The 24377-nt window shown below is 38.1% G+C and carries 26 protein-coding genes; 15 read left to right on the top strand and 11 right to left on the bottom strand.

Features of this window, described 5'->3' with window-relative positions:
* Positions 1 to 11: 11 nt before the first annotated feature.
* A complete protein-coding gene (locus VB691_RS08210; protein ID WP_323290986.1) occupies positions 12 to 1706 on the bottom strand; it encodes a mechanosensitive ion channel family protein in 1695 nt (564 codons plus the stop codon).
* A gap of 340 nt (positions 1707 to 2046) precedes the next feature.
* On the opposite strand from VB691_RS08210, the gene VB691_RS08215 reads away from it, so the two are divergent.
* Positions 2047 to 3633, top strand: coding sequence for an ABC transporter substrate-binding protein (locus VB691_RS08215; protein ID WP_323290987.1), 1587 nt, complete (start codon positions 2047 to 2049; stop codon positions 3631 to 3633).
* Between the two features lie 6 nt (positions 3634 to 3639).
* Here the strand turns inward: VB691_RS08215 and VB691_RS08220 are convergent, their stop codons facing one another.
* On the bottom strand, positions 3640 to 3861 hold the full coding sequence (locus VB691_RS08220; RefSeq protein ID WP_323290988.1) for a DUF6887 family protein: 222 nt from the start codon (positions 3859 to 3861) through the stop codon (positions 3640 to 3642).
* Positions 3845 to 3991 (bottom strand): DUF6888 family protein, encoded by a 147-nt coding sequence (locus VB691_RS08225; RefSeq protein WP_323290989.1) that lies wholly within the window; start codon positions 3989 to 3991, stop codon positions 3845 to 3847. Before VB691_RS08225 ends, VB691_RS08220 begins: the two co-directional genes overlap by 17 nt.
* Before the next feature lie 159 nt (positions 3992 to 4150).
* Between VB691_RS08225 and pheT the strand changes: the two genes are divergently transcribed.
* The gene (gene pheT / locus VB691_RS08230) at positions 4151 to 6592 is read left to right on the top strand and encodes a phenylalanine--tRNA ligase subunit beta (protein WP_323290990.1); all 2442 of its coding nucleotides are present in this window, start codon (positions 4151 to 4153) and stop codon (positions 6590 to 6592) included.
* Positions 6593 to 6656: 64 nt separating this feature from the next.
* Positions 6657 to 6926 (top strand): YciI family protein, encoded by a 270-nt coding sequence (locus VB691_RS08235; protein ID WP_323290991.1) that lies wholly within the window; start codon positions 6657 to 6659, stop codon positions 6924 to 6926.
* Between the two features lie 7 nt (positions 6927 to 6933).
* Here the strand turns inward: VB691_RS08235 and VB691_RS08240 are convergent, their stop codons facing one another.
* A complete protein-coding gene (locus VB691_RS08240; RefSeq protein ID WP_323290992.1) occupies positions 6934 to 7443 on the bottom strand; it encodes a hypothetical protein in 510 nt (169 codons plus the stop codon).
* A 106-nt stretch (positions 7444 to 7549) separates the two neighbouring features.
* Here VB691_RS08240 and VB691_RS08245 point away from each other — a divergent pair, with 106 nt between their 5' ends.
* Positions 7550 to 7909 carry a sulfite exporter TauE/SafE family protein gene (locus VB691_RS08245; protein WP_323290993.1) on the top strand — a complete coding sequence of 120 codons (360 nt, stop codon included), beginning with the start codon at positions 7550 to 7552 and terminating at the stop codon, positions 7907 to 7909.
* Here VB691_RS08245 and VB691_RS08250 read toward each other — a convergent pair.
* The 3 genes from VB691_RS08250 to VB691_RS08260 form a co-directional block, all read right to left on the bottom strand.
* Positions 7906 to 8049 (bottom strand): hypothetical protein, encoded by a 144-nt coding sequence (locus VB691_RS08250; RefSeq protein WP_323290994.1) that lies wholly within the window; start codon positions 8047 to 8049, stop codon positions 7906 to 7908. The genes VB691_RS08245 and VB691_RS08250 overlap by 4 nt on opposite strands.
* A gap of 171 nt (positions 8050 to 8220) precedes the next feature.
* A complete protein-coding gene (gene corA / locus VB691_RS08255) occupies positions 8221 to 9417 on the bottom strand; it encodes a magnesium/cobalt transporter CorA (protein WP_323290995.1) in 1197 nt (398 codons plus the stop codon).
* A 39-nt stretch (positions 9418 to 9456) separates the two neighbouring features.
* Positions 9457 to 11406, bottom strand: a complete 1950-nt coding sequence (locus VB691_RS08260) for an FAD-dependent oxidoreductase (protein ID WP_416244859.1) — start codon at positions 11404 to 11406, stop codon at positions 9457 to 9459.
* Positions 11407 to 11750: 344 nt separating this feature from the next.
* Here VB691_RS08260 and pstS point away from each other — a divergent pair, with 344 nt between their 5' ends.
* Positions 11751 to 12914: a phosphate ABC transporter substrate-binding protein PstS gene (gene pstS, locus VB691_RS08265; protein WP_323290996.1), complete on the top strand. Its 1164-nt coding sequence runs from the start codon at positions 11751 to 11753 to the stop codon at positions 12912 to 12914.
* Positions 12915 to 12919: 5 nt separating this feature from the next.
* On the opposite strand, the gene trmD is transcribed toward pstS, so the two are convergent.
* Positions 12920 to 13621 (bottom strand): tRNA (guanosine(37)-N1)-methyltransferase TrmD, encoded by a 702-nt coding sequence (gene trmD, locus VB691_RS08270; protein WP_323291028.1) that lies wholly within the window; start codon positions 13619 to 13621, stop codon positions 12920 to 12922.
* A gap of 126 nt (positions 13622 to 13747) precedes the next feature.
* Between trmD and VB691_RS08275 the strand changes: the two genes are divergently transcribed.
* The 5 genes from VB691_RS08275 (at position 13748) to VB691_RS08295 (ending at position 19070) form a co-directional block, all read left to right on the top strand.
* Complete coding sequence (locus tag VB691_RS08275; protein ID WP_323290997.1) at positions 13748 to 13870, top strand: hypothetical protein; 123 nt, start codon at positions 13748 to 13750, stop codon at positions 13868 to 13870.
* Between the two features lie 188 nt (positions 13871 to 14058).
* Positions 14059 to 14922, top strand: a complete 864-nt coding sequence (locus tag VB691_RS08280) for a cyanophycinase (protein WP_323290998.1) — start codon at positions 14059 to 14061, stop codon at positions 14920 to 14922.
* 121 nt (positions 14923 to 15043) lie between these two features.
* A complete protein-coding gene (gene cphA / locus VB691_RS08285) occupies positions 15044 to 17677 on the top strand; it encodes a cyanophycin synthetase (protein ID WP_323290999.1) in 2634 nt (877 codons plus the stop codon).
* Between the two features lie 118 nt (positions 17678 to 17795).
* Positions 17796 to 18362, top strand: coding sequence for a DUF3782 domain-containing protein (locus VB691_RS08290; RefSeq protein WP_323291000.1), 567 nt, complete (start codon positions 17796 to 17798; stop codon positions 18360 to 18362).
* Between the two features lie 78 nt (positions 18363 to 18440).
* A complete protein-coding gene (locus VB691_RS08295; RefSeq protein ID WP_323291001.1) occupies positions 18441 to 19070 on the top strand; it encodes a DUF3782 domain-containing protein in 630 nt (209 codons plus the stop codon).
* Positions 19071 to 19112: 42 nt separating this feature from the next.
* Here VB691_RS08295 and VB691_RS08300 read toward each other — a convergent pair whose 3' ends face one another.
* Entirely contained in the window at positions 19113 to 19502 is a 390-nt protein-coding gene (locus VB691_RS08300) for a hypothetical protein (protein WP_323291002.1), read from the bottom strand.
* A 227-nt stretch (positions 19503 to 19729) separates the two neighbouring features.
* Between VB691_RS08300 and VB691_RS08305 the strand changes: the two genes are divergently transcribed.
* Positions 19730 to 19927 (top strand): hypothetical protein, encoded by a 198-nt coding sequence (locus VB691_RS08305; protein WP_323291003.1) that lies wholly within the window; start codon positions 19730 to 19732, stop codon positions 19925 to 19927.
* A 13-nt stretch (positions 19928 to 19940) separates the two neighbouring features.
* Positions 19941 to 20471, top strand: a complete 531-nt coding sequence (locus VB691_RS08310) for a hypothetical protein (protein ID WP_323291004.1) — start codon at positions 19941 to 19943, stop codon at positions 20469 to 20471.
* 353 nt (positions 20472 to 20824) lie between these two features.
* On the opposite strand, the gene VB691_RS08315 is transcribed toward VB691_RS08310, so the two are convergent.
* Complete coding sequence (locus VB691_RS08315) at positions 20825 to 21772, bottom strand: AI-2E family transporter (RefSeq protein ID WP_323291005.1); 948 nt, start codon at positions 21770 to 21772, stop codon at positions 20825 to 20827.
* 215 nt (positions 21773 to 21987) lie between these two features.
* On the opposite strand from VB691_RS08315, the gene clpS reads away from it, so the two are divergent.
* Genes clpS through VB691_RS08330 form a run of 3 tightly spaced genes read left to right on the top strand, consistent with a single transcriptional unit; the run spans position 21988 to position 23494 of the window.
* A complete protein-coding gene (gene clpS / locus VB691_RS08320) occupies positions 21988 to 22281 on the top strand; it encodes an ATP-dependent Clp protease adapter ClpS (RefSeq protein ID WP_323291006.1) in 294 nt (97 codons plus the stop codon).
* Between the two features lie 41 nt (positions 22282 to 22322).
* On the top strand, positions 22323 to 23159 hold the full coding sequence (locus VB691_RS08325; protein WP_323291007.1) for a CPBP family intramembrane glutamic endopeptidase: 837 nt from the start codon (positions 22323 to 22325) through the stop codon (positions 23157 to 23159).
* Between the two features lie 26 nt (positions 23160 to 23185).
* Positions 23186 to 23494 carry a hypothetical protein gene (locus VB691_RS08330; protein ID WP_323291008.1) on the top strand — a complete coding sequence of 103 codons (309 nt, stop codon included), beginning with the start codon at positions 23186 to 23188 and terminating at the stop codon, positions 23492 to 23494.
* Positions 23495 to 23549: 55 nt separating this feature from the next.
* On the opposite strand, the gene VB691_RS08335 is transcribed toward VB691_RS08330, so the two are convergent.
* Positions 23550 to 24344, bottom strand: coding sequence for a PEP-CTERM sorting domain-containing protein (locus VB691_RS08335; RefSeq protein WP_323291009.1), 795 nt, complete (start codon positions 24342 to 24344; stop codon positions 23550 to 23552).
* Between the last annotated feature and the right edge of the window lie 33 nt (positions 24345 to 24377).

The raw sequence follows: 24377 nt of genomic DNA on the forward strand, positions 1-24377 counted from the left end.
TGAATTTTAGCTTATTCTATGGATTTTTTAAATTTAACTTGGAATTGAGAAGATTGATAATCTTCAGCTAAGTAAGTTTCAGGAATCGTAGTATGATTACCATCTCGTAATTGTAAATATTCAGGGGAAAGAATTTCAATCCCTGCTTCATTACAACAATCTTGAATATTTTCGTATAAATGGGAATAAATATACATCATTTTATTCGGATTTTTTGTGTAGGCATTTAAGGTATAACTCACATAAGAATCATCAAATCCTTCCTGGATAATAAAGGGTTCAGGTTGTGCTAAAATTTCTGTTGTTTTTAATGCTGCTTTAATTAAAGTTGCGTAAATTTTGCGCCAAGGAACATCATAACCTAGAGTTATAGTAACATTCAATAATACCCCTTGAGTTTTGTTATTTATTCCCATATTATAGTTAGTTACCTGACTACTTAAAATTTGAGTATTAGAAAAGGTAATGACTTCTTTATGAAAAGTCATTAATCGAGTCACTAACATATTAGTGGCGATAACTTCTCCTCTAATATCATTGATTTTAATATAGTCCCCTAGTCTAAATGATCGAGTATAAATTAAAACAATTCCTGCTAATAAATTAGAAATTGTTCCTGACGATCCTAAAGAAATTAAAGCCCCGATAAATATGGTAATTCCTTTGATAGCGGGAGAGTTAAACCCAGGTAAGTAAGGAGTAATTGCCATCAGAGTAATCATGATAATTAACCCATTAATTAACCGTTTAGTCGGTTTATGCCATTCTGGATAAAAGCCTGAAAATTCAAGATTGCCATTTTTGATTTCTTCAAAGACTAAATTGATGACTTTAATCAAAAAGTAACCAATACTCCCAATAAATAAAGTCATAAATAAATCAGGTAAATAATCAACAATTTTGTTGCCAATAAAATTAAATTCATTTTCAATAACACTAATTATTTTTTGGCTTATATTTTTGGTTTTTGGAAAGATTTTTAATGCTAAAATACCATAGGAAATAAATAATAACCAATTGAGGGTAATTAATAGTAAAGAATAGAATAAAGAGCCAATAAAATTAATAATTTTGCTCAGTAAAGTTTGTTGTTCAATACTAGGAATTATATTGTTTATAATTTGCTCAAGTTTTTCAAATAGTTTTTTATAAATTTTATGACGTAAATCACTTTTTAGCCAAACATAAAAATAAATAGAAAATGCCGTTAATAGGATGAATTTTAAGCAACTAAAGAGAAAAGTGCTTAAACTATTATCTACCCGATACTTTTGCACAGTTTGTTGAATAATCTGAAGATGTTTTTCAGCTAATTTTTGCTGCATGATACCTGTTTTATTAGCATCTTCAGGAGTCACTGAATTTAAAATTTTATCCCCGATTATTATATCTAAATAATCTCCCGTCCTAATAATCTTGATATCTTCAACATTGAGATCATAATTTTTAGCAAACTCTTGAATATTTTGTGAGACATAAACAGCCCTTAATTCAGGAGTAAAGCTACCCGCAGGACTATCAATTGAAAAAAGTTTTTGTCCATCCAAAATAACATTAGTTTCTGCTGGTTTTTCTCTAGTATTACCTGGAGCATCTTCTGACAAACTAATTTGAGAAAATCCCCAAAGATCCAGAAAAAAGATAGTAAATAAAATAATAAATGCAATAATAATTGATTGCTTGCGAAATTTTAACCATTTGTCCATATAATTCTAAATCCCCTATCTCTAACAATAATTGTTTACTTAAACTAGAAACTTAATCATAGCGTTTCTAGTTTAAGTAAAGCTATAAAAAAAATATTTAATTTTGGCAAAAATTCAGGATTTTAGAGTAAGTTGTTTAAAATGGATAATCAAGTTTAAAAAAATCAAATAAAACTAATACATCAGCATTATTTGTAGGGTCAATTCATTAATTGACCCTACCAAAACTCTCCTAAATAGGTGGTTACAAATAAATGTAGCACAAGCTATAGTAGATTTTTCTGAGTATTTATGTTAGTATAGCCTTTAATTTGAGTAGAAAGTATTAAAAGGGAAAATAATGGATTGGTTGTCAGGTATTTGGGATTTGATTTCAGATAATAAAGCATTTCTTAATTTAATCGCTTTTATCTTATTTATAATATCGATTATTTCACTTTTTAGTGGGGTTTCAGGTAAACTACCTTGGCCTTGGAATCAAAGGAATTTAGATGAAAAACAACGGTTCTCACTTATATTTATATTTGGGGTTCTTTTGATTTTGATATTTGGATTAATTAAACAGCAAAATACGGTTATACAAATATCACCAACACCAACAGGAACACCAATAAAAAATACTGAACTTAGCTCAGATTATAACTGTCAAAATACTAATAAAATTTGGAGTTATGGCGACTGTTCTTTCTTTAAAATAGAAACAGATTCGCCTAAAGAGAAAGGAATAAAAGCATTCTCATTAAAAGAGCAAAAATCTCAAGCTGCCCAGTATCTAAGAGAATCATTAGACAGCTTAAAAAATGATCCAGAAACTCGTATTTTTTACAATAATGCCCAGATAAGAGAGGACAAACCTTTGACTATTACAGTCTCGGTTCCTATTAATAATAAAAATGCCTCCGAAGAAATCTTACGTGGCGTAGCTCAAGCTCAAGAAGAAATTAATCAAGAGGGAATAGGAATCAATAAAGAACAATTACAAGTGATTATTGCTAATGATAAAAATGATCCAGAAGAAGCTCAAAAAGTTGCGAAAGAAATCGCGGAAAACACAGAATCATTAGGAGTTATTGGTCACTATGCTAGTGACGTAACTTTAAAAGTAAGTGATACGTATAAGGAAAAAAGGTTAGTTGCTATATCTCCCATTAGTAGCTCAGTTGAACTCACAGAGAAATGCAATAATTATATTTTTAGGACGATTCCTACTGATGCTGATGCAGCTAAAAAATTAGTAGAACATTTAAAAAATGAGCGTAAATTAAAAGCGGCTGTATTCTACTATTCTCAAAGTAACTATAGCAACTCTCTCAAATCCAAATTTGTTGAAAACCTTGAAAAAGAAGGTGGTAAAGTACCTTTTACCTTTGATTTATCGGATAATAATGTTAAAATTAGTGAATCGGTAGATCAAGCTGATAAAGATGGCGTTAATGTGCTAATGTTAGCGTTTCCCTCTGATAAATTAGAAGAAGGATTGAGTGGTTTACTTTTTGCAAATAAAAACAACATTGATCTATTAGCAGCAGATGATGTTTATACGGGAAATACCCTAAAATATGGAAAGCAAAATGTAGAGGGAATGGTCATAGCAATTCCTTGGCATATTGACGCTAACAGAACAAGTGAATTTGTCAAAAAATCAAAAGAACTTTGGGGAGATGTTGATATAAACTGGCGAACGGCAACAGCTTATGATGCAGCAAAAGCCCTAATTGAAGCCATAAAAAATATTGAAGCTACTAACAATAAACCCTCCAAAACAGAGGTACAAAAAAAACTGTTGTCAAATAATTTTTTTGCTAAGGGTGCTTCTAACAAGGTTTCCTTTACCACTTGTGGCGATCGCTTTGCTCCACAAGTTCAACTGGTAAAAATAGTTAAAGATGATAAAGCTACCTATGGTTATTCATTTAAACCTATTTAGCATGAACTAATTACTTTGTTCAATACGCTTTTTAATCGCTGTTTCCATAATACGAATATTTTCTTCAATGGGAGTACCATCAGGCATTGTTACCGCAGGATACCAAGTCGCTTCCTCATCAGGGGTACGACGATTAACTAAAGCATCTAATGCCTCTAAATCATCTCGATGACTACGCAAATAAGCGGTTAACTCTTGGATAGTCATTGCTTCAAAATTCGGTTTCATGATTAATAAATCTCCATTGTCCATTGGGAAAAATCATAATTTGTAGTTCATCCCCCGACATAAGAAAAACATAGCGTTTTTGGGGATTATAACGGAATAATTGAATGTCTCGATAAGTATTAGACAACATCTGACAGACACGCAAAGACGCTTGAGCTTGTTCGTTAGTAGGATTAATAGCTTTTTATAGTCTAGAATTTGTTTGACTTAATTATAAATCAACTTTACTGAATATGATGATCACGGTAAACTAAGATCTGGTCACCGATCGCAACTAAAACATTAAACCATGAAGATTTCCGTTAACTGGCTACGGGAACTCGTTAACGTCACCCTCACCCCTGAAGAATTAGCCGATATTTTAACCATCGCGGGGCTAGAAGTCGAAGAAATAGAAGATCGCCGTCAATGGGCCGATGGGGTTGTGATCGGTAAAATCACAGATCGCCAACCTCACCCCAACGCCGATAAATTAAGCGTCTGTCAAGTCGATATTGGCGCAGAAACCCCCTTAAATATAGTTTGCGGGGCCCCCAACGCTAAGGCCGATATTTATGTGGCCGTCGCCACTATGGGAACCTATTTACCCAAAATTGACCTAAAAATCAAACCGGCCAAATTACGGGGCGTTAAGTCAGAAGGCATGATCTGTTCCTTAGCAGAAGTGGGTTTAAGCAAAGAATCTGCCGGAATTCATATTTTTGACGAAGATAACCTAAAATTGGGCGCAGATGCCCGGCCCTTCCTGGGTTTAGATGATGTAATCTTAGATATTTACCCCACCGCTAACCGGGCCGACGCGATGAGTATGATCGGGGTAGCGAGAGAAGTGGCCGCCTTAACCGGAGGGGAATTAAACTTACCCCAACCACCCAAAACTCCCTTACCCAAAAAGCAGCCATATCCTCTCAACATAACCGTTTCTGACGCAAATGCTTGTCCTGCTTACATTGGAACCGTCATTGAAGGGGTAAAAATCGCCCCATCTCCTGAATGGTTACAAAAGCGACTGGAAGCGGCCGGAGTCCGTCCCATTAACAATGTAGTAGACATTACTAACTTAATTTTGTTGGAATGGGGGCAACCGCTTCACGCTTTTGATCTGCAACGCTTAGAAACTGTTGCAGGAAACAAAAAATCCCTAACCGTAAGTGTAAGATTTTCCCAAGAAAAGGAAACCTTAAAAACCCTTGACGGCCAAGACAGAACCCTGAAACCTGTTAACCTATTGATTGCTGCTAATGATACCCCTGTGGCGATCGCCGGAGTTATGGGAGGAGAGGAAACGGAAGTCTATGAAGGGACTCAAAACATCCTCTTAGAAGCAGCTTTATTTGAACAAGTCACGATCCGTCGTTCCTCACGGGGTCAAAGTTTACGCAGTGAAGCTTCCACCAGATATGAACGAGGAATCAATCAATCTGAGTTAGAATTAGCCTGTCAACGGGCCATTTCCCTAATTACGGAATTAGCTGGCGGAACCCCCGTCACCCAGGCGATCGCAGATAACCGTCCTGATTTGTCCACTCAATCAATTATTCTACGGTTAGAACGGATTCATCAGGTCTTAGGCCCCATCAAAAAAGGCGATGAGATCACCCAAATTGCTGCTGATGATGTAGAACGCATTTTAACGAATTTAAACTGTCAATTAAGCCCTGTTAAGGGTAAAACCAATGTGTGGTCAGTTGCTATTCCTTCCTACCGTTACCGGGACTTAGAACGAGAAATTGATCTCATTGAAGAAGTGGCCCGTCTCTACGGTTACGATCATTTTTGTGATGAGCTTCCCGACAAAACCGAAGCAGGGGGACTGTCTCTCGAAGATCAAACCCAACGCAAAGTTAGAGAAGTTTTCCGCGCCGTTGGCCTTACAGAATTAGTACAATATTCCTTAGTCAAACCAGAAGGGGCCCAGGTTATCTTAGCAAACCCCCTATTTGCGGAATATTCTGCCCTCAGAACCAATCTTTTTGATGGTTTAATCGATGCCTTTGCTTATAACCAGTCCCAAGGAAACGGGGCCCTCAATGGCTTTGAAATTGGGCGTGTTTTCCGCCGTATTGACGGAGAAATTCACGAACAGGATAATTTGGCGGGAATTATGGGGGGTGACTTTTTACCCCAAGGCCGCTGGACAAGAAGTGGTAAACCTAACCCCATGACTTGGTATGAGGCCAAAGGTATTTTGGACAGTATCTTTCAACGCTTAGGGTTAGTTGTGGAATATCAACCCGATAGTCAAGATGAACGGTTACACCCTGGCAGAACCGCATCTTTATGGTTAAATGGGAAGCGGTTAGGTACGTTTGGGCAAATTCATCCCCAATTACGGCAACAACGGGATTTAATTGATGCAGTTTATGCCTTTGAATTAGACTTTAATTGTCTTTTAAATGCCCTCAATAAAGATAATTTGTTAACCCCTCATTTTCAAACCTATTCTGCTTATCCCGCAGTGGAAAGAGATTTGGCCTTTTTTGCTTCCCTTAAAGTTACTGTGGCAGAATTGACCAAAACTATGAATAAAGCAGGAGGAAATTTACTGGCCGGGGTAGAATTATTTGATGATTATCAGGGTAAAAACGTCCCTGAAGGACAAAGAAGTTTAGCTTTTAGTTTAGCTTATCGTTCAGGCGATCGCACCTTAACGGATGAGGATGTTGAACCTGTTCATGATAAAATTCGTCAAACTTTGGTTAAAGAATTTGATGTCAGCCTTCGTAGTTAAAATAGTCTGAGGGTTTAACAGTGTTAAACCCCTACATAAAACCCAAAACTCTTAATTGATAATCATGGCAAAATACATCTTATTTGGTAACTATTGCGAAAATGCCTTAGAAAAGCGTACCCCTTACCGTCAAGATCATTTAGACGGGTTACAAAAGCAAAAAGACGCGGGAATTTTAATTACCCTTGGCCCCACCAAAGATAATACAAAAGTCTTTGGTATTTATGAAGCAGAAAACAGCGAAAAAGTCAAGGAATTAATTGAAAATGATCCCTATTGGAAAAATGGTATTTGGACAGATTATGAAGTGAAAGAATGGATACAAGCATTTTGATTCTATTTTATCTTGTTGTTAAGGTTTTTTGCAAGAGATAATTCATGTCTTTAACCTTAGCATCAGATAACAAAAGACTCGGATAAATGGCTGTTTTTTTGATCGGATGATGCAACATTTTACAGCCATCTTTAGTATCATTAACATCGAAACGGAGTAACTCATGAACAACTGCGACAACATCAAACCCCATTTTTCCTTGAGATGAATAAATAGGCATTCCATCTTGAGGATCAATAATTTCCGTTAACCATTTTTGTTTTTTACAATGGAATTTAATTATGTTTGCCCATTCTAAAAATTCATTTCTTAATCGTTTTTTTTCTTTTATAACATCTCGATTAACCGTATTTAGAGGAATGGCAGATTCTAATAAAATAATCACAACAGTTTCAGGATAAAAGTCCCAATCTGGTAATAATTTCGAGTAATGATTTATAATAAAATGAGTCGAAGACCTTACATAAATCTCAACCATAAGTTGAGTTGTTTTTTGATAACTAATTATAGAATTCATGATTTTTATTAGATATTCAAGTCTCCTAATGCTAGATGAAACAGTTAAGTTTACAAATCATGTAGTATTGTTATAGTCAATAATAGCGTTAAAGGAATTACCTAAAATGGAAATTATTGGGTTTTTATTACTAGGGATGTTGGCGGGAATTCTGAGTGGATTAATTGGAATTGGCGGCGGTGTACTAATTACTCCGGCTTTAATTTTTATCTTCAAATTTTCTCAACAGCAAGCCCAAGGAACAACTCTAGCCTTATTAATTCCTCCCATTGGAATTTTAGCAGCTTGGACTTATTATGAACAAGGATTAGTCAATTGGAAAGCTGCTATTCTAATTTGTTTAGGCTTTGTCTTAGGAGGCTTATGGGGAGCTAAAATTGCGATCAACTTGCCCACAAATCTCCTTGAAAAAATCTTTGGAACCACTTTAATTGTGATTGGATTAAAAATGTTTTTCTCTCATTAACGGCTGTTATCACTGCTGTTGTTGATATTTTGACTAATCATTTGAGACACAAATCCAGGGGGAAAATCGGGAAAGGGAATAATATCAGCAATAAAAACAACCATCGTAGCTGCTAAGGTAAATCTCAAGAGAAATGTCATAGAAGCATCCGCCAATCACTACACCTTCCAATATCTCACATTGACGGTCTTTAATCTTCCCCTAATCGAGTGAAAATCCTATCAACAAGACTTACAAACGACAGCATCCCTAGGGGCAATGTCCCTGTGCTTGCCCCTAGACTTAAGTTATTAAGGCAAACTTTAGAACGATTAACGATGTCTTTCTGTAGGCAAATGAAAGGGAGTTTTGCGAGGAAATTGCGGTTTAAACCATCCCCTACGCCAAAACAAAAGAATCGAGGTTAAAGAAACACCTAACATTATTCCTAAACACAAAGGATACCCCCAATACCAATTAAGTTCTGGCATATTAAAAGGAGAAGCTTCTGGATTAAAATTCATGCCATAAATTCCCGCAATAAATGTTAAAGGAATAAAAATTGTAGAAACAATAGTTAATAATTTCATCACCTCATTAGTTTGATTACTAACAGAAGATAAATAGAGATTTAATAATTCTCCAAGAAGTTCATCTCCAGAATCTATACTTTCTATTATTTGTAATGTGTGTTCATAACAATCCTTTAAACCTGCACGCACTTTTTTTCCAAAAAAATCGGTGTTTTCTTGAATTATAAATTCTAAAGCATTGCGTTGTGGCCAAATTGCTCTATGTAAAAATAGTAACTCTTTTTGGGTGATATAAATTTTTTCTAAGGTTTTGAGATTAGCATTAAATAAAACCTCCTCTTCTAAGGCAGCAATTCGTTCTCGAAATGCTTCTATAATTGGATAGTATCCATCAATAATGGCATCCCAAAGCGCATAGGCTAAATAATCTGTTCCCAGACTGCGAATTTTTCCCTTATTATTAAGAATGCGATCACGAACTAGATCAAAACAATCTTTAAAAGGTTCTTCTTGAAAGGAGATAACATAATTATTTCCCACAACTAAACTAACTTGTTCAAGCCAAAAATTTTGTCCATTAGGTTTAATAATAGCCATTTGAGTAATAATTGATAATTGCTCAGAAAATTCCTCAATTTTAGGGCGTTGGGGAACATTGACTACATCTTCCAATAAATAGCTATCTAATTGAAAGATATCTGCGAGTTGTTGTAAAATTTCTTGACTCCCTAAACCAGCAATATCAAACCAAGAAACCGAAGAATCATTAAGATAGGAAAGACAATCTTGTGGCGTTAAATTATTCTGTTGAATTGCTTGTTCATGGGTATAATCAATTAAGCTAATTTCTGTAGGTTGAGCATCTTGGGCAATGCGTAGGGTTCCTGGCATTGAACCTGGATTACTATGACGATAATTAAGATAATTATTATCGTCAGGTTTTTGAGTTAAAGGGGATAGAGAGTTTCTTCTGCGAGAAAATGATTGATTATTCATGAGTATTCTCAAATTTTTAGGAATAAGATACTATATATTTCAAATATTGAGTAATCCCTCCGGTCTTACTGTTAATATTTTACGTCTTTGTAGTCCTTCTTGATGTAAAATTTCATTGGCTGCTAATAATCCACTACTGACTGCTCTTTCCATTAAGCCACAAGGAAATGGCATTTTAACCCAATCTCCTGCTAAGAATAAGTTATTTATTTCTGTGGTTGTTTCTGGGCGATTATTATAACTATTTGGGGGATATCCTGAGAAGTTTTTCTGATTAACTAATTCTCGATGCAATATTTTAGCTTTCTTTAATTCTGGAACAATTTCATATAGTTCTTGTTCAAAGGTATTTAATAAAGTTTCTTGGTTAGGAAATTCTGTTTCTTTGTAACCATAAGCGTGTAATTCTATAACACTTCCTCCTGTCTTTTTCGCCCACTCAATAAACTGAGTTTGAATATGATGATATAAGGTAATACTATCAATAAGTTTATAACCAGAAATGGACGTAAAATCACTATATTTCCAGTCAAAATCTTGATCAAACCAAAACCGTGCAACGGCAAAGGGATCAGCAATCGCTAATCCTTCAATCTTTTTGCTAAGATTAGGGTTAATATCTCCTTCTATTAACTGCCATAATTGTTTAATTCCTGGTACATCAGTAGCAATTACATAATAATCTGCTTCTAGGGTTTTGGAGGTTTCTAATAAGTTCGGATACGCGGATATTAATTGGGCTGATGTTTCATTTTTTTGTTGCATTTTATAGCGAGATAAATCTCGTTTTGCTGGCCCTTTTAATACCTTTCCTTTTTGATCGTATAATGCACCATGACAGGGACATAAAAACGTACCATCAGCCTGTTTATTGACAGTACAACCTTGATGAGTACAAGTTAGAGTAATAGTTTCCTGATTTTTTGATGTCTCCAGAAAAACGCGATCACCTGCTCCGTAATAAGTTGATTCACCATTACTTAAAATGTTATTTTTGTCAACCCAAAAAGGAACATTATTTTGCTCCATTCCTGATTGATAACTTAAAGAGGTAATTATGCCATTTTTATAATTAATTTGACTAACATTGGCTTCTGAAATAATTTTATTATCCTGTTTTTTGATCGATGTTACTATCGGGTTGACCAAGCTAGTTCCCATATCATCTTTTGTCCCATTAAATGCTAATCCTTCAGGGTTTCCAAAGAAATAAAAATGAAAAAATTGTAATAATTCTCCGGTGCTTAAAGTATCAGGAGAATTTAAAGTTGATTTAGCAAAAGGCAAGAAATATAAATCATAAAGTCCTTGAGGAAACCCATTTTTTACCCAGTCAGTTACAGCAATATGATCTAATTTATCAAAACTTTTAGGAATTTGAAACCCGGTAATAGCTTGGAAAACTTGCCAATGATTTATATTCGTTAAATTGATGCCCCATTTAAGACAATTTTTTGACCAAAAAGCCAAATCAATAATATTCCAAGGAAAAGCAGAATGACTCGGATAAAACATTTCTGGTTGATAACTGTAATTTTCAGAATTAAAGACAACTGAATAAAAATCTAACGATTTAAAATTATCTTTAATTTCTAATTCATTAATAATACTTTTAAGATTATAATATTGAGGAAAAAAGCCATGAAATCCATGTTCCATAAGAAAAGATTCTTGACCAAATTCAATTGTCCAACTAGCAATTTTACCGCCTAAATTTGGTGATTTTTCTAACAAAGTAACCTTAAATCCCCGTTGACTCAATTCATAAGCACAAGCTAAACCCGCTAAACCTGCCCCAACCACAACCACAGATTTTTGCTGACTTAATTGATAGGGTAAACTTAAACTATCTTGTTGATAAATAGAAGGTTTCGGCTTAGTAAAACGGGAATAACCGATCAGGGTTCCTAGGGTTCCTAAGCCTAAGAGTTTTAGGGCAATGCGGCGAGAAATCATCGATGATGTTAAAGTAGGTGGCAATTGATTCATGGATAAATAAAAATAGATAGTCCTATTATATAATTTCTCAATCCACATCTTCCGAAATAAACAAAAAAACAATAAATAACAATAAAATCTCTCATGAAACTCTCATAAAAAAACTTTTATTACTGCCAGAAATTAATATCATTAATTATTGTCAATATGCCTAATAAAGCCCTTTTAACAGTATGTTATCCAGAATACATTGACAACGGAACAAAATTCAGGTTAACTATTGAGGATAATGGGATAAAGAATGTGACAGAAGGGTTTTCAGCCTCATGACTCATTCTTGAAATAGTGACAAAAATTGTTATGTAGTTACTGTATATTAGGAGAGTTTGATCCCTATGTTTCAAAACATTTTTCTAGACAGGTCTGTCAAAAATGTTGTCAGTTCTTTATCGGTTATCTTGTTCACTGCTACCCTCGTTGCTTGTGGTCGTGACCAAGCTGCTAATCAAAACCCAACTCCCGATCAAGGCCAAAGTCCTAGTCAAAGTAGTGTAGCCATTGTCCTTCCCTTTCAACAAAATATTAGGGCTAATGGTGCGGGCGCATCTTTTCCCGCTCCACTTTATCAAACTTGGTTTGTCTTGTTATCGAGACAAGTATCTCAACTTCAGTTTAACTTTCAATCCGTTGGAAGTGGGGCCGGAATACAACAATTTACTGGCGGAACGGTAGATTTTGGGGCCAGTGACATCGCTATGACAGATGAACAGATAGCGCAAGTCAGTCGGGGTGTTTTGTTGTTACCTGTTACAGCGGGGAGTATTGTTTTAGCCTACAATTTGCCAGGAGTAGAAGGAGTAAAATTAACCAGAGAAAATTACGTAGATATTTTTGCTGGTAATATTACCAATTGGAATGATCCTAAACTCGCCAAATCTAACCCTGATTTAAAGTTACCAGACCAACGAATTACAGTAGTACACCGTTCAGATGGCAGTGGAACGACAGCAGTGTTTACAAATCATCTTGGTGAAATTAGTCCTCAATGGAAAAAGGACATTGGTACGGGAACATCCGTGGAATGGCCCACAACCAAAGGCAACTTTATTGGGGGGAGAGGTAATGAAGGCGTAACTGCTCTCATTGGACAAACTCAAGGGTCAATTGGTTTTATGGAATTTGGCTTTGCTAAAAAGAATAACTTGACGATGGCAGCTTTAGAAAATAAAGCAGGTAAATTTATTGTTCCCTCAGATGAATCAGGGACTTATACCCTTTCTCAAGTAGAATTACCTGATAATTTAAGAGCCTTTATTACCGATCCTCCAGGAGAAGAATCCTATCCCATTGTTACCTATACTTGGATGTTATTATTTAAAAAATATGACGATCCCAATAAAGCGATCGCCATGGAAGCGATGATTCAATTTGCCCTCAATGAAGGACAAGAAAAAGCTCCTGCCCTTGGTTATATTCGACTTCCTCAGAATGTTAGGGAAAAAGTAGCGGCTGCTGCGGATCAAATTACCCCAGACTTTCAAATTAAACTGAGTGAGTAGATATTTCAATCGGATTTTTGTTGAGAATTAAGCCATTTTTCCCAAAGATCAGGGCGACGTTGTTGAGTCCGTTTAATTTGTTCACACCGTCGCCATTCTTCAATCTTTTGATGATTCCCTGACCTTAATATTTCTGGAACTTCCCATTCTTGAAATATAGGCGGACGAGTATATTGAGGATAATCTAACAAACCATCCTCAAAACTTTCCGCCTTCAAAGATTCCACCTTTCCCACCGTTCCAGGTAACAAACGAATTACCCCATTCATTAAAGCTAAAGCCGGAATTTCCCCACAAGTTAGCACAAAATCCCCTAAAGAAATTTCCCGATCCGCTAAATAGCGAATTCGTTCATCCACCCCTTCATAATGACCACAAATCAACACTAATTGTTGATAATTGGTAGCCAAATCTTGTAGAATAGTCTGATTAAGAGGTGAACCTTGGGGCGTGAGGAGAATGATCTCTCGTTTGGGTAAACAGCTTAAAGAAGCAACCGCAGCAAAAATAGGTTCCGGTTTCAGTAACATTCCCACCCCACCACCGTAGGGTTCATCATCCACCCGATGATGCTTATCTAGGGTAAAATCACGGGGATTAACCAGATTAACCGTAGCAATATTTTTCTCTAAAGCCTTCCCTAAGAGTCCAGAGGCCAGGGGAGAGGTAAAGAAATCTGGAAACAGAGTAATCACATCAATTTTCACAGGAAGGTTCGGGAAGTTCAAAAAATAATATTAATTTTAATGTTCCGTTGCTAGTCTAGCTTAAAATGGATGGCAGGTAGGATAGAGCTTCAATCTATGGAACTTTGACCCTATTATGGAATAATTGTGAAAACTTTAGGTTCAGCGATAAACTGGACATTACCAGATAGACAAACAATTCGGTTAAATAGTGAAGGTCAAACATCGAAATCTGTTACAGCAACAAAACCAACCCAAGAACACCGTTAATCAAAACCTCGGTAACATTGAGGGAAACCTAGGGAGAAACAAGGAACAGTGCGATGAATTAGTCCGAACAAAGGGGGCCGAGAATTGAGTACCAAGGCATTAGAGTTGGCATATCTAAAATCTTATCCCTATGATGACTAACTAAACCTAAAGTACCTAAATTTTTTCTTTGGCTTAAAAACAAGATCATGTTGCACTTAGAGACTCAATCCCAACAAAGCCCCATGTCCCAATCCACCACCACCGCCGTTTTAATCATTGGCGGTGCCGAAGATAAAGTGCATGGCAAAGAAATTCTCCATACCTTTTGGTTTCGCTCTGGGGGAACCGATGCTACCATTGCCATTATTCCCTCCGCCTCCAGAGAACCCGTCCTCATTGGGGAACGGTATCAACAAATTTTTGAAGAAATGGGGGCCAAATACGTCAAAGTTTTAGACATCCGCGATCGCGCCCAAGGAGAAGACCCCTACTTTCAACAATATGTGGAAGAATGTAGCGGAGTCTTTATGACCGGTGGGGATCAACTACGATTATGTGGATTACTGGCCGATACCCCCCTGATGGAACGCATTCGTCAACGGGTACAATTAGGAGAAATCTCCCTAGCAGGAACCAGTGCCGGAGCAGCCGTAATGGGACATCACATGATCGCAGGGGGCAGTAGTGGAGAGTCTCCCAACCGCGCCTTGGTGGATATGGCCATGGGACTGGGGATCATTCCTGAAATTATTGTCGATCAACACTTTCATAATCGTAACCGCATGGCTCGTCTTTTAAGTGCCTTATGTACTCATCCAGAACGTATAGGCATAGGCATTGATGAAGATACCTGTGCCATGTTTGAACGAGATGGCTTAATGCGTGTCGTGGGTAAAGGAACTGTCACCCTGGTAGATAGCAGGGAAATGACCTACACCAACCAAGATCAGGTGGAAGCAGCCGATCCCTTAAGCCTCCATAACCTACGACTTCATATTCTCTCTCATGGAGATGGTTATCATCTTCATCAACACAAATCCATTGCGAAAGCAAGTAACCCATTACAGTAAAGCCTAACTGAAAAAATGTTCACCGTGAACAGATATCAAGTCTTCTGAAAAGACAGAATCAGTAGGATACGGCTTCTTTGTCCTTCCGAGTGCGGATCTAAGAAACGGCGAAACGGCAAACATGAAAATTCTAAAAACTCTCACCCTACGCGGCCCCAACTACTGGAGTATTAGGCGACAAAACCTGATTGTGATGCGCCTTGACTTGGAGGATCTAGCAGAGAAGCCCTCGAACGAGATCCCCGGTTTTTACGAAGGTTTAGTTAGGGTACTGCCCAGCTTAATTGAGCATTTTTGTTCCCCCGGCCATCGTGGCGGCTTTCTTGAACGGGTCAAACAAGGCACTTATATGGGGCATATCATTGAACACGTCGCCCTAGAATTGCAAGAATTAACCCGAATGCCCGTCGGTTTTGGTCGTACCAGAGAAACCAGTGATCCTGGTGTTTATAACGTCGTCTACGAATATATAGACGAACAAGCTGGCCGCTATGCCGGACGGGCCGCCGTTCGTTTATGTCAGTCCATCGCCGAAACCGGAGTATATGATCTAGAAGAACTAGAACAGGATCTAAGCGATTTACGAGATCTTCAAGCTAATGCTTCCCTTGGCCCCAGTACGGAAACCCTCGTCACCGAAGCAGAAGCCAGAAAAATCCCCTGGATGCTCCTCAGTGCGCGGGCTATGGTCCAATTAGGCTATGGGGTTCATCAAAAACGCATTCAAGCTACCTTAAGTGACTATTCCGGCATTTTGGCCGTGGAATTAGCCTGTGATAAGGAAGGCACCAAAACCATTCTCAAAGATGCTGGTGTTCCCGTTCCCCAAGGGACGACAATCCAATTTTTTGAAGAATTAGAAAGCGCGATCGCTGATGTGGGGGGTTATCCCATCGTCATTAAACCCCTCGATGGCAACCACGGCCGGGGCATCACCATCAATATTGACAGTTGGGCCGAAGCCGCCGAAGCCTACGATCTCGCCACCAAAGAATCAAAAACCCGTAGTATTATTGTTGAGCGTTACTATGTCGGCAGCGATCACCGGATTTTAGTGATAAATGGCAAATTAGTCGCCGTCGCTGAACGAATTCCCGCCCATGTGATCGGGGATGATAAACATACGGTTGCCGAACTGATCGAAATAACCAATCAAGATCCTAATCGTGGCGAAGGCCATGATAACGTCTTAACTAAGATTACCGTCGATAAAACCTCTTTAGGGGTACTAGAACGCCAGGGCTATCGTCTCGAAACGATTTTAGATAAAGGGGAAATTGCCTACCTCAGAGCCACTGCTAACCTCAGTACAGGCGGCATTGCTATTGATCGCACCGACGATATTCACCCCGAAAACCACTGGATCGCTGAACGGGTATCCAAAATCATCGGCTTAGATATCATGGGCATTGATGTGGTGACACCTGACATTACCAAACCTCTCAGAGAAGTCAATGGGGTAATTGTGGAAGTCAATGCGGCCCCAGGTTTTCGGATGCACGTCTCCCCCAGTCAAGGGTTGTCTCGCAACGTGGCGGCCCCCGTTATGGAAATGCTCTTTCCTCCCGATACCCCTAGTCGTATCCCCATTGTGGCTATTACTGGAACTAACGGCAAAACTACCACCACCCGTTTAACTGCCCATATCTATCGCCAAACTGGAAAAGTTGTGGGGTATACCACCACCGACGGCATTTATATCGGGGAATATTTGGTGGAAAAAGGAGATAATACCGGGCCTTTTAGTGCCAATGTTATCCTGAGAGATCCCACGGTAGAAGTGGCTATCTTAGAAAGTGCCAGAGGCGGTATCCTGCGATCAGGGTTGGCCTTTGATTCCTGTGATGTAGGGATCGTGTTGAATGTGGCTGAGGATCACTTAGGTTTAGGGGATATTAACAACATTCAACAAATGGCTAAAGTGAAAGGTGTGATCGCTGAAGTGGTGAGTGCTGATGGTCATGCGATCCTCAACGCTGATGATCCTCTAGTCGCGGCCATGGCCCCACAAGTTAAGGGGAAAGTCGCCTACTTCTCCATGAACCCTGACAATGAGATCATCGAAAATCATCTCCGACGGGGAGGGTTAGCTGCTGTTTATGAAAATGGCTATCTTTCTATCTTAGAGGGTCAATGGACTCTAAGAATTGAGCAAGCAACCAATCTTCCTGTGACTATGGGAGGAATGGCCCCCTTTATGATCGCTAACGCTTTAGCTGCTTGTTTGGCTGCCTTTTCTCAAGGAGTTGATATTGAAGCCATTCGTCAAGGGGTAAGAACCTTTAAAGCTTCGGCTAATCAGACCCCAGGCCGGATGAATCTCTTTAATTTGGGAGATTATCACGCCTTAGTTGATTATGCCCATAATCCGGCGGGTTATCAAGCAGTAGGCGAGTTTGTGAAAAATTGGAAGGGCCAACGCTTAGGAGTAGTTGGAGGCCCTGGCGATCGCCGTGATGAAGATTTGATCCTCTTGGGCAAAATTGCGGCCCAGGTGTTTGATCGAATTATTATCAAGGAAGATGAGGATAAACGAGGACGCGATCGCGGAGAGGTTGCCGATCTCATTATCAAAGGTATTGTTCAAGAAAACCCTCAAGCCCAGTACGAAGCTATTTTAGAGGAAAGCGAAGCCCTCGAATTTGGCTTAGATAAGGTCGAGAAAGGGGGTTTAGTTGTCATCTTCCCGGAAAGTGTCAGTCAGGCCATTTCCGTGATTAAAAAGCGCAATCCTCTGGCGGATGATGGTCTATAAATCTTGGAGCTTTTTCTAGAAGACAAAAGCCCGTAGAATACTAGACATACCTAGACATCATGTCTAGGTATTGCCGCTACGGATAGAGAAAACTAAAGATGATGAAGGTAAATAATCTATGGCAACCACCGCAGATGATGTGTGGCAACTCCTCGCTGAATTAACGGCTGCTCAAAAAGAGACTGATCTACAACTCAAGGAAGTTAGTCAACAACAGAAGAAGACTGACCGCCAAATCAAAGAATTAGGCAAACAAATTGGGGGACTCGGTGCAAAATTTGGTAGTTTTACGGAAGGACTCGCCCTCCCCTCAATGGAAAAGATTCTAAGACAACGCTTTGGCATGGAAATCATTAGTCCCAGTGTACGCGCCAGTAAAGAAGGGCAACACCTGGAAATTGATGTCCTTGCCTATACCAATGGTAATCTAAATACTGCCTATATTGTCGAGGTTAAAAGTCATGCGAGAGAAGATTCTATTACTCAATTAAAAAGTATTTTGCAACGTTTTCGTACTTTTTTCTCTGAACATAAAGATAAACAACTCTATGGCATTTTAGCGGCTATTGATATGTCTCCCGAATTACGAGAAAAAACCCTCCAAGAAGGATTTTATGTTGCTCGTATTCATGATCAAGTATTTGAACTAGATATTCCTGAAAACTTTCAACCCCAAAGCTATTAATTTTTCTCGATTTATTATTAAAGGGCTATCGCATTTTCGTATAAAATAGAGAAAACCGAAGAATGCAATAAATAATCTATGGCAACCACCGCAGACGACGTATGGCAACTCCTCGCTGAATTAACCACTGCTCAAAAAGAAACTGATTTACAACTGAAGGAAGTTAGTCAACAACAGAAGGAAAATGCTCAACAACTCAAGGAAACTGACCTACAACTGAAGGAAGTTAGTCAACAACAGAAGAAGACTGACCGCCAAATCAAAGAATTGGGTAAACAAATTGGGGGACTCGGTGCAAAATTTGGTAGCTTTACGGAAGGTCTTGCCCTCCCCTCAATGGAAAAGATTTTAAGACAACGATTTGGCATGGAAATCATTAGTCCCAGTGTACGCGCCAGTAAAGAAGGGCAACACAGGTCAATTGATGTCCTTGCATATACCAATGGTAATCTGAATACTGCCTATATTGTCGAGGTTAAAAGTCATGCGAGAGAAGATTCTATTATTCAATTAAAAAGTATTTTGCAACGTTTTCGTACCTTTTTCTCTGAACACAAAGATAAACAACTCTATGCCATTTTAGCGGCTGTTGATATGTCCCCCGAATTACGCGAAAAAACCCTGCAAGAAGGATTTTATGTTGCTCGTATTCACGATCAAGTATTTGAACTCGATATTCCTGAAAACTTTCAACCCCAAAGTTATTAATTTTTCTCAATTTAAAATTGACGGGATTGTTATCTTACCAGATCATCTCCATATAATATAATATATACAGAATGGGTTATTCGTTGGGTTTCGTTCCTCAACCCAACCTACAAGATCAGCGATCGCACTATCAGCATAATTCCCACCCCGACCATTGTATTCGTCACCATCGGACGCATTTTGTTCGCGCAAATAGGAATCCATCGCATCTTGGGCTTTTCTGATTTCTTTTTGGCTACAGGAACTACCCTGTTGGATAACCGCTCCTCTAGGGTTAAAAAGGACAGTGCAACCATTACCAGGGATCATACCCGTGACGCTAAAATTGCCGTTGTCGGCGGGGTTAATGATGATTTCCGCACGAACCCCATTTGCTATCGTCAGGCTTAATAGACCAAGAATGGCAGGAACAAAAATTCTCGTTGGCTTCATTGGTAAGTTTTTTCTGCTTTAACAAAATTTTCGGGAAAAGTCCCCACCCAAAAATACCATGAAAATGTTCACATTTTAGAAAAATGTCGCCAGAAGTCCCAACTATAGACCCTCCCGTACTTTTAGTAAAAATGTATATTAAGCTACAATATTTTACTGGGTGGGTTACAGGAGAGAAAATCACTGTTTTATGCTAAACTTTTGGTAATTATCCGTTCTCTTTATTAATGGGTAAAAAACGTGATCTTCAACAGGTTAATGCGATCGCTAGAGAATTTGATATGTCAGCATCAGTGAGAAAGCTATTTGGAAAGTTTATTGAGAAGGAAAAAGCCAATGGTGATGTTGGAACATTAAATGCTAAAGGGGATTTTACTTGGGATGAACTGAAACAGAAAGCTGAAGAATTTTTAGAAAGTTTTTAAGGGAGTTAAAAATATGGCAACGACTTCTTTGGTATCTGAAAAATCGATTATTAAGCCAAGTCTTGAAAAAATTATTCCCACTATTACCCAACCGATAATAGGTGAAATTTGTCATCAAGTTTCCTTCAGTTATGGTGATGAATTAGAATTAGATTTTGGTGAAATGACTCCCTATGACCATCCTAAATTAGCACATTTACTAAAGGGTAGTTGGCGATTTGGGGCAAGGGCTACCCCTTGGACGGTGAAGCATGGCGATCGCGTTTTAGTGGTTACATCTGAATCGGATATGGATCAAGAGACGGAAAATGCTAAGGTAATAGTTAAACAATTAGAGCATAAAAAGTTACTTGATCTAACAGTTGATGCAGAAACAATTCGTTTAACGTTGAGTTTTGAAGATCATTATCAACTGATTTTAGAACCAGATTTAGAGGATGATTCTGGGCTTGCTTATTGGGAGTTGTTTATGCCAACGGAGCAGATTTTAACGGTGGGGCCTGGTTATTTTTGGTCATGTAAATCAATTCACGAACCTTGTTAAGAAAACATTTTATGATCCCGATCACTCTGAAACCGAAAATCGTTATATTATAATAGGAGCTTCATCAATGGGTCATATCTTATTAGTTTCTTATAAAGATAATCAAAATAAAATTCAGGATTTATTGGTAAAGTAACAATTTGAATTGGAAGGCTCATATTTGATGCTAATATTAGCGAAGAATAAAACGTAGGTCGGGTCAAATAAAGTAAAACCCAACACCTAATAATGTAATAGTCACAGAATGGGTTATTTGTTGGGTTTCGTTCCTCAACCCAACCTACAAGATCTGCGTTGCCGAAGGCACTGCGAAGCAGACCACACTCTAATCGGCCTCCTGCCCCCTGCCTCCTTCAATCACTTTCTGGCAGAACTTCTTCGAGAACTGTCTCTGATTCCGCTTTAACTGACCGCATCCAAGCAGCAATCATGCCAGCAAGAGGAATAGCCAGAAAAACGCCCAATAACCCTGCTACTCGTTCCCCAATAAATAAAGCCAAAAACAGAAGCACCGGATTTAATTCTAGTGCATTGCCCATAACTTTTGGATGTACAATATTATCCTGAATTTGTTGCAGTAAAATAGAGCTAATAACTACTTTAATGGCGATCTCGCCCCCTTGAGATGCGAAAACTAACACTGTTACCACCAGAACCCCCAAAGTAGCCCCAACCCCTGGAATAGCATCTAATACACCGATAATGATAGCTAGAAGCAGAGAATATTGAACTCCCAAAAACGAAAAAACAATAAAACTAGCGATCGATAAAAACATCATCAAAATTAGTTGTCCCCGCAAAAATCCGAGAAAACTTTGCTGAAATGTTTGAGCAAAGCGATCGCGGGATGGTGCTGGTACAAGCATCAGAAATAACCGCCACAGTTTATCACCGTCAATCAACATATAAACGCTGATAACTGCCCCAAAAACTCCAGTGAAGACACCGGAAAAGATTCCTTGTACTATGCTTAAACCAGAAGCCAAACCCGTTTGGAGGGTTTCAATAACTTTTTGCATATCAAGTTGGTTAAGGAAATCCTGAAAGGGGAGCAAATTTTGTTGATTTAATGTGCCTTTAAGCTCCGTTAGCAAACCCTGTCCCTGGTTTAATACTTCTAATCCTAGCAGGGTAATGCCCCCAATTAGTAAGGCTATAGCTCCGGTAAAAGTGATGGCGATCGCCAGTCCTCTGGGCAAATAACGGGATAGCCAGACTACCGGATAGTTTAGCAGAGCAGCAAAGATTCCGGCGGCGGTAAACAGAGCAATCGTGCTGAAAAAGTAATTAATTAAGACCACAGTGGCTCAACCACAGCTAAACAGCAACAGAAAGCGCAGAAGGGCTGAATTATTAAGGTTTTTCCACATTTTGACTTCCTTGTTTTACGTCGCACTCAGGTTAGCAGAATATCACTTTAAGGTAATTTTTTAAACTTTGATATCATGATAGATGATGTATAGGTTCCCTTCCTTGGGAAACTTTGCGAAAGTGCTTTAACGAAAGGAGGAAATTTGTGACCACTGAAGTAATTGAAAAGCGTTCCGCTTCTAATGAAACTATTCGTAAACCAGCCCCTAGATATCGAGTATTACTCCATAATGATGACTTTAACTCCATGGAGCATGTGGTGCAAACCTTGATGCAAACTGTTGGTGGAATGACTCAGCCTCAAGCGGTTGATATCATGATGGAAGCGCATACCAATGGCACTGCTTTGGTTATTACTTGTGCGTTAGAACCCGCAGAATTTTATTGTGAAACTCTGAAAAATCATGGGTTAACCAGTAGTCTTGAACCGGATGAATAATCTTGATATAGTTAATCAACTATTACTTAAAGTTTGAACCCTTGAAAGTTAATTTTACTACGATTGAGAATTACCCAGCACCTTTGAGGCTGGGAATTTTTATCTTTTGTCTATTATTGCTCTGGCTTCCCTTAGCCATTCCTTTGTATTTATTACTCAAAGATGACCCTAATTTAACTACTATTGTGACTATGGGGGTTTTGTATCTTGAATTTGTTGGCTTATTATTTATTTGGAATAAAACAGTTTATAATATATCAAATTGGTGGCAAGTTTATGGATTAGTTTTCACTCGGAAAAATGGCATTGAGTTATTAAATGGCTTGAGTATTGGCTTATTATTTACCTTTAGTTTGTTTGGTTTAGAAGCTATTTTGGGCTGGGTAAATTTTGTGCAACCTTCAGCCAGTTTAATTCGGATAGTTTTTGAAGGATTATTGAGTGCATTAGCAATTGGTTTAGCAGAAGAATTATTTTTTAGAGGTTGGTTATTAGAAGAATTAAAACGAGATTATTCTCTAAAAATTGTTGTTTTTTCTAATGCTATTATTTTTGCTACTCTACACTTTTTAAAACCTCTAGAAGAAATCATCAGAACCTTTCCCCAATTTCCTGCTTTAGTATTATTGGGATTTACTTTAGTTCTAGCTAAATGGGGACAGGGCAATCGCTTGGGGATTTGTATTGGCTTACATGGGGGTTTGGTCTGGGGATATTATATCTTAAATGTGGGTAAATTGTTTAATTATACTGGTAAAGTTTCTCCGATAATTACGGGAATTGATAATAATCCGATTGCTGGTGTTATGGGGTTAATATTTTTAGGAATTTTGAGTTTTTTGATGAGTAAAAAATTTCAAAATACAGGTAAAATTTAAAAGTATAAGATAGTTATTCAATCACAATGAAATACTTTTTTTTAGCAGAAGGTTGGACAGTGGGTCGAGTTTGGGAATTAGGACACTTATGGGATACAAATTCCTGGAGACGACCTCCCTATATTCAAAGAATAGATATAGGAATTCCCGAAGAAGAAGACATCTTTTGGTTATACGAAATTGAAGAAGCAGTCTTGATGGTAGAAATTAAACCCCTTGACCCAGAAATAGAAAATTCTGCTATTGGACAAGTGGTACTCAAACGCTTAATTAATGCCGAACAAGTCTTAGATAAACTGAGAAACTCCTCCAAAATCTTCAAAAAAGAAACTTAAAATGCAAGTTTTTGGACTTAACCGAGCAGTATCGTTTCGCCTAATTTTATTAATATTACCTTCTAGTTAAACCTGACAACAAAAGTCCAAAAAGCCCCAATCCTAGCAAAGAAGAAGGTTCAGGAATACTCGCTATAATTTCAGCGTCAGCACTTTCAATGCGAATATTATCCACTAATAGTCCTGATGGAGTGGCAAAATCCCTTTCATCTAAAACCCCAAATCCCAGAGTATAAGTTCCTGGTTTTGTAATCGTATAAACCTGATTTAATTGATAGCCAGTTGACGAATTAAACGGTGTTAGAGTAGAAGAAATGAGGTTTGCCGTTTTAACAGAAGTAATGGGAATTAATTGCTCATTGAGACTAAAAAAAGCCAGATCATTATTGCCTGTTGTCGGGTTTTCATTTGTTAAAAAGTTGTAATCAAAACTCAAGGTAATAATTTTGCCAGAAGTAACCTCAATTTGAGTTTGTTTCTTAATGGCTGAACCTTGAGTATAGAATAATCCTTGGGATGTACCATAGGCACTGATTGAATCTCCCGAAAAGAGAAAACCATTGACTACATTTTGACCTTCTAAAGAGTCTAGAAAAGGACTAAAAACATCTGTGCTGCCTGCGCCAGTTTCTAATAAAGCGTGATAGATTCCTTCGGTGGGAATACTACCATAGCTACTATCTTTAATGCTGGTGTTACCTGATGTTAACCAGTCGGTAAAATCGTTGCTTTCAAATCCTAAAACGGTAGCTTGTGCAGTCTGAGACAGCAGTAAGAAAAAACTAGGTAAAGCAAACAGGAATAATCTTTGTTTGTTGAGACGTATTAAATGAGTTACAGACGGTTTCATGATGGTTTTTCTCTGAGTGATAGAAGATAATTA

Source organism: Crocosphaera sp. XPORK-15E, assembly GCF_034931425.1.
Classification (GTDB): Bacteria; Cyanobacteriota; Cyanobacteriia; order Cyanobacteriales; family Microcystaceae; genus UHCC-0190.